Source organism: Candidatus Dedyshia acidiphila (assembly GCF_051025295.1).
GTDB lineage: Bacteria > Acidobacteriota > Terriglobia > Terriglobales > Acidobacteriaceae > KBS-83.
In genome coordinates this window covers 1-4,656 of record NZ_JBMGJV010000079.1, presented here as the reverse complement: position 1 = coordinate 4,656, position 4,656 = coordinate 1, and the positions used below count along the sequence as shown (strand labels likewise).

General features: G+C 62.6%; 5 protein-coding genes. 4 read left to right on the top strand and 1 reads right to left on the bottom strand.

From position 1 onward, the window contains the following. Positions 1-220: 220 nt before the first annotated feature. The 4 genes from AC5IJH_RS18250 (at position 221) to AC5IJH_RS18235 (ending at position 3,813) form a co-directional block, all read left to right on the top strand. Positions 221-655, top strand: a complete 435-nt coding sequence (locus AC5IJH_RS18250; protein ID WP_491904251.1) for an ExbD/TolR family protein — start codon at positions 221-223, stop codon at positions 653-655. 214 nt (positions 656-869) lie between these two features. Then, entirely contained in the window at positions 870-1,664 is a 795-nt protein-coding gene (locus AC5IJH_RS18245; RefSeq protein WP_491904250.1) for a tetratricopeptide repeat protein, read from the top strand. 125 nt (positions 1,665-1,789) lie between these two features. Further along, on the top strand, positions 1,790-3,319 hold the full coding sequence (locus AC5IJH_RS18240; RefSeq protein WP_491904249.1) for an acetyl-CoA carboxylase biotin carboxylase subunit: 1,530 nt from the start codon (positions 1,790-1,792) through the stop codon (positions 3,317-3,319). Beyond that, on the top strand, positions 3,316-3,813 hold the full coding sequence (locus AC5IJH_RS18235; RefSeq protein ID WP_491904248.1) for an acyl-CoA carboxylase biotin carboxyl carrier protein subunit: 498 nt from the start codon (positions 3,316-3,318) through the stop codon (positions 3,811-3,813). The genes AC5IJH_RS18240 and AC5IJH_RS18235 overlap by 4 nt, the downstream gene beginning before the upstream one ends. Positions 3,814-3,877: 64 nt before the next feature. Here AC5IJH_RS18235 and AC5IJH_RS18230 read toward each other — a convergent pair whose 3' ends face one another. Next, entirely contained in the window at positions 3,878-4,627 is a 750-nt protein-coding gene (locus AC5IJH_RS18230) for an SDR family NAD(P)-dependent oxidoreductase (RefSeq protein ID WP_491904252.1), read from the bottom strand. Positions 4,628-4,656 lie beyond the last annotated feature (29 nt).

Genomic DNA, 4,656 nt, shown 5'->3' with positions numbered 1-4,656 from the left:
CGCCCGCTCCAACTACGGCGTCGTGATGGAGGCGATCGACAACATTCGCACCTCCGGCACCGACACGCTGGGCGTTCTGACGGAACAGCCCAACAACACGGTCGCCGGCGGCATGCAGTAAACCGGGATTATTCCCTGGTTCGGCTGACCCCGATCCAGGCAGACAATCGAACCGAGTCGGCTTGCGAAGGCGGGCCGTCTCGAGGCTGAGGAAACGACTATGGCATTCTCGACAGGTGGTGGCGGCGGACTCTCCTCCGACATCAACGTCACTCCGATGATCGACATCCTTCTGGTGCTGCTGATCATCTTCATGGCCATCACGCCGGTGTCGCCGAAGGGCCTGGAAGCACTGGTGCCGCAGCCACCGAAGAACAATCAGCCGCAGAAGGAAAATGACACGGCGATCGTGCTGATCATTCAGCACACACCAACCGGTCAGCCGGCCTACAAGATCAATGAGACGGATGTGCAGAAGTCAGACATCGCAGGCAAGCTGCAGTCGATCTTCGCCACCCGCGCCACCAAAGTGATGTTCATCAAGGCGGATAAGGATCTGGACTTCGGCCCCGTGGCGAACGGGATCGACATTGCCAAGGGCGCCGGCGTTGATCACGTCGGACTCATCACGCCCAAGATCGAGGCAGGCCAGTAAAGGCTGCCTCTCTCTTCAGCCCGCGGCCGCCATCGGCCGCGGCTTTGTCTTGGGCCCGAGTTAGAGGGCCGAGTTGCAGGGTAAGAGAAACCAGTTACAATCCCTGTGCAGAGTATTCCCTCCCTGCCCAGGAAACGGACCCCAATAACGCGCCGCGGTCTGGCACCTTTCGAAGGAGAAACGAAGCAGAATGATGCGTATTGCAAGAGTGTGGATGCCGGCAGTTGCCAGCCTGTCGATGCTCCTCGCCACCACTGGGTGCAGCAAGCTTAAGGCGCGCGATCAGCTCAACAAGGGAGTTCAAGCCTACAAGAACGCCAAGTATGAAGAGGCGATCGATCACTTCCAGACTGCGGTCAATCTGGACCCCTCGCTGCAGATGACTCACCTCTACCTGGCGACTGCGTACGCGCAGCAGGTGGTGCCGAACTCGGACACGCCGGGAAACAAGAAGCTCGCCGACAGCGCCATCCAGGCGTACAAGGACGCGCTTCAGGTCGATCCGAACAACGTCACCGCGATCAAGGGAATTGCCTCGATCTACTTCTCCATGAACAACGCCGAGCAGGCGAAGGCGTGGCAGCAGAAGGTGCTTGTGGCCGATCCCAAGGATCCCGAGGCCTACTACACGATCGGCGTCATCGACTGGGGTAAGGCGCGTAAGAATTCGCTCGACTTCCTCGGCTCGAATGGCCTGACCGAGAAGCAGGCGGCGGATGGCGGCATTCCCAAGAAGATCTGCCCGAAGCTGGCGCAGGAGAATGCGCCCCTCGTCGATGAAGCGCTTGACGTGCTGCACAAGGCAGTTGATCTGCGGCCCTCGTACGAGGACGCGATGGCGTACATCAACCTCGCCTACCGTCGCAAGGCAGAGATCGAATGCGGCAACGACGACGCGCGCAAGGCTGACCTGCAGCAGGCGCAGGAATGGACCGAGAAGGCGATCGGCGCTCGCAAGGCGAACGTAGAGAAGGCCAACCGCGCAACTCAGGGTAAGTCGACCAAGTAAGTCTTCGCTCTCGCATCACGAGGCGCCACGAATCTTTCGGGGCGCCTCTGCTTTTGCGCTGCTCTGGCTGCATCCCGGGCTGCCGAAAGCAAGCGAACGCTGTCAGCAAGTAGAATCCGACACGGGTGACCACTCTTCGCAAGATCCTGATCGCTAATCGGGGAGAGATCGCGCTGCGACTGCTGCGCGCCTGCCGCGAGCTCGGCATCTCTCCTGTCGCGGTGTACTCGGATGCCGACCGGCGCGCACTGCATGTGCTGCATGCGGATGAGGCGTATCGTCTCGGCCCTGCTCCGTCAGTGGATTCGTATCTACGTGGTGATCGTATTCTCGACATCGCCCGCCAGTGCGGGGCAGATGCGATTCACCCGGGCTATGGATTTCTTTCAGAGAATGCGGACTTCGCTGAGGCGTGTGCACGCACCGGTATCACGTTCATCGGGCCACCCGCCTCTGCCATGCGGGAGCTCGGCTCAAAGACTCGGGCTCGGGCCGCTGCGGATCGCGCAGGCACGCCACGTGTGCCGGGCTCCGTCACTGGCCTGTCCACAGCAGAGGAGGGCCTGGGCATCGCGGAGTCCATCGGCTATCCGGTGATGCTGAAGGCCGCGGCCGGTGGCGGCGGCAAGGGCATGCGCGCGATCCGCAGCGCAGCTGAACTGCCGGAGGCCTTCCGCGCTGCGAGCGAGGAGGCCCTGCGTGCCTTCGGGTCGAGCGAGGTCTATCTCGAGAAACTCATCGAGCGGCCGCGTCACATCGAGATCCAGTTGATCGCGGATCAGCAGGGCAGCGTGCTGTATCTAGGCGAGCGCGAGTGCTCCGTGCAACGTCGGCACCAGAAGGTGATTGAGGAAGCGCCATCGGCGGTTGTGAGTCCTGCCCTGCGTGAGCGTATGGGCGAGGCGGCCTGCCGGCTGGCGAAGCAGGCTGGCTACGTCAATGCAGGCACGGTCGAGTTTCTGCTGGATGACACAGAGAACTTCTACTTCCTCGAGATGAACACGCGTCTGCAGGTCGAGCATGCAGTGACAGAGCTGGTCACCGGCCTCGATCTTGTTCATCTGCAGATCGCGATCGCAGAAGGCAAGCCGCTGCCCTTCACGCAGGAGCAGGTCGTGTTGCGCGGCCATGCCATGGAAGTGCGGCTTTACGCAGAAGACCCGGACGCTGGCTTTCTCCCCTCGCCCGGTCGGATCACGCGGCTGGTGCGCCCCGGCGGCCCGGGTCTGCGCGAAGATGAGGGCGTGTACGAGGGCTGGGAGGTGCCGACCGAGTACGACGCGATGCTTTCGAAGCTGGTCGCGTACGCGCCGGATCGCGCGACCGCCATAGCCCGGCTGCGTGCGGCGCTCAATGAATACGTCATCGGGGGCATCCAGACGAACTTGAAGCTTCTCCGGCGGCTGCTGGCGGATGAGGCCTTTTGCGCCGCGCGGATCGACACCGGGTATCTCGACCGGCTGCTCGCTGCGGACGCGCCTCGAACCGTAGCGGCGGACGGTAGCGCCGAAGGAGACACGATGGCGGCAGCGATCGCGGCTATCCATTCATCGGCGGCCGCTGTTGCTCCCGCCATGAGCACGACGGCGGGATCATCGTCATCCACCGCGTCTGCATGGCGGCTCCAGGCACTGCGGGAGGCGCTGCGCGGATGATTTACGACGTCGATGTGGATGGCGCTGTGCGGCGCCTCCAGTTAGAACCAACGACCACCGGATACACCGTGCTCATGGACGGCCGCCGCTTTGAAGCCGATATCTGTGAGCCGATGCCCGGCATTTTTTCGCTTCTGATCGACGGTTGCGCCCATCGGTGTGTGCCCGTGCGGACGGCGGACGAACGCTTCGTCGCCCTCCGCGGCGGCCAGCATCGCGTGGCGGTTGCAGACCCGCGCTCGCTGCGTGCTCAGCGCAAACAGGGCGGGGCTGCCAATGGCAAGTTGCTGATGAAGGCAGTGATGCCGGGCCGCGTCGCTCGCGTGCTCGTCACGGCCGGGCAGGAGGTGGCGGCGCATGATCCGGTGCTCGTGGTGGAAGCGATGAAGATGCAGAACGAATTGAAGGCGACGCGTGCGGGCCGCGTCACCGAGTTACGCGTGGCAGCCGGCGACACGGTCGCTGCCGGGCAGGTGATGCTGGTCATCGAGTAAAGGAAGACGGCCACGCAGCAGCTTTCACTGCAGCGTGGCCATCGTTTCCCATCTCAAGTGCTGATTAGCCGCGTTGTCCGCCCGAGGCCACGACTGTCTCTGCAGTGATCCACCCCGAATCGTCCGACGCGAAGAAGACTGCAGCACGGGCGATGTCAGCTGGCTGACCGATTCTGCCGAGAGCCGTGTCCTTCTCGATCTGCTTCTGAAAGTCTGAACCGATCACGCCAGCGCTGTGCACACCTTCAGTCTCGACCATTCCGGGATTGAGAGAGTTCACGCGAATCTTCCGCGGTCCGAGTTCGCGTGCCAGCGACACAGTGATCGAATCCACAGCGGCCTTGGTGGCGCTGTAGACTGCAGCTCCAGCCATTGCCCAGCGGCCCACGATGGAGCCGATGTTCACGATCGATCCGCCCTCGCCCATCAGCTTGACCGCTTCCTGCGTCGCGATCAGCAACCCCAACACGTTCAGGTCGAACTGCTTGTGGAAGTGTTCCGGTGTGACCTGATCGAGCGCTGCGAATTCATACACGCCAGCGTTGTTGATCAGGATATCCAGCTTGCCGAACTGCTTCTGAACCTGGCCGAACAGCTTCACCGCGTCTTCCGGCTTCGAGAGATCAGCCTGCACCACGACTGCCTTGCCGCCCGCCTTCTGGATGCGCTCTGCGACCGCATCGGCCCCGGCGCGACTACTCACATAATTGACGACAACCGTAGCGCCTTCTGCCGCCAGCGCCTCTGCGATTCCAGCGCCGATGCCCTTTGACGCGCCTGTCACAACCGCGATCTTGCCCTTGAGCTTTGCCAACTCCGCCTCCTCGTTCGATATATGTCGAA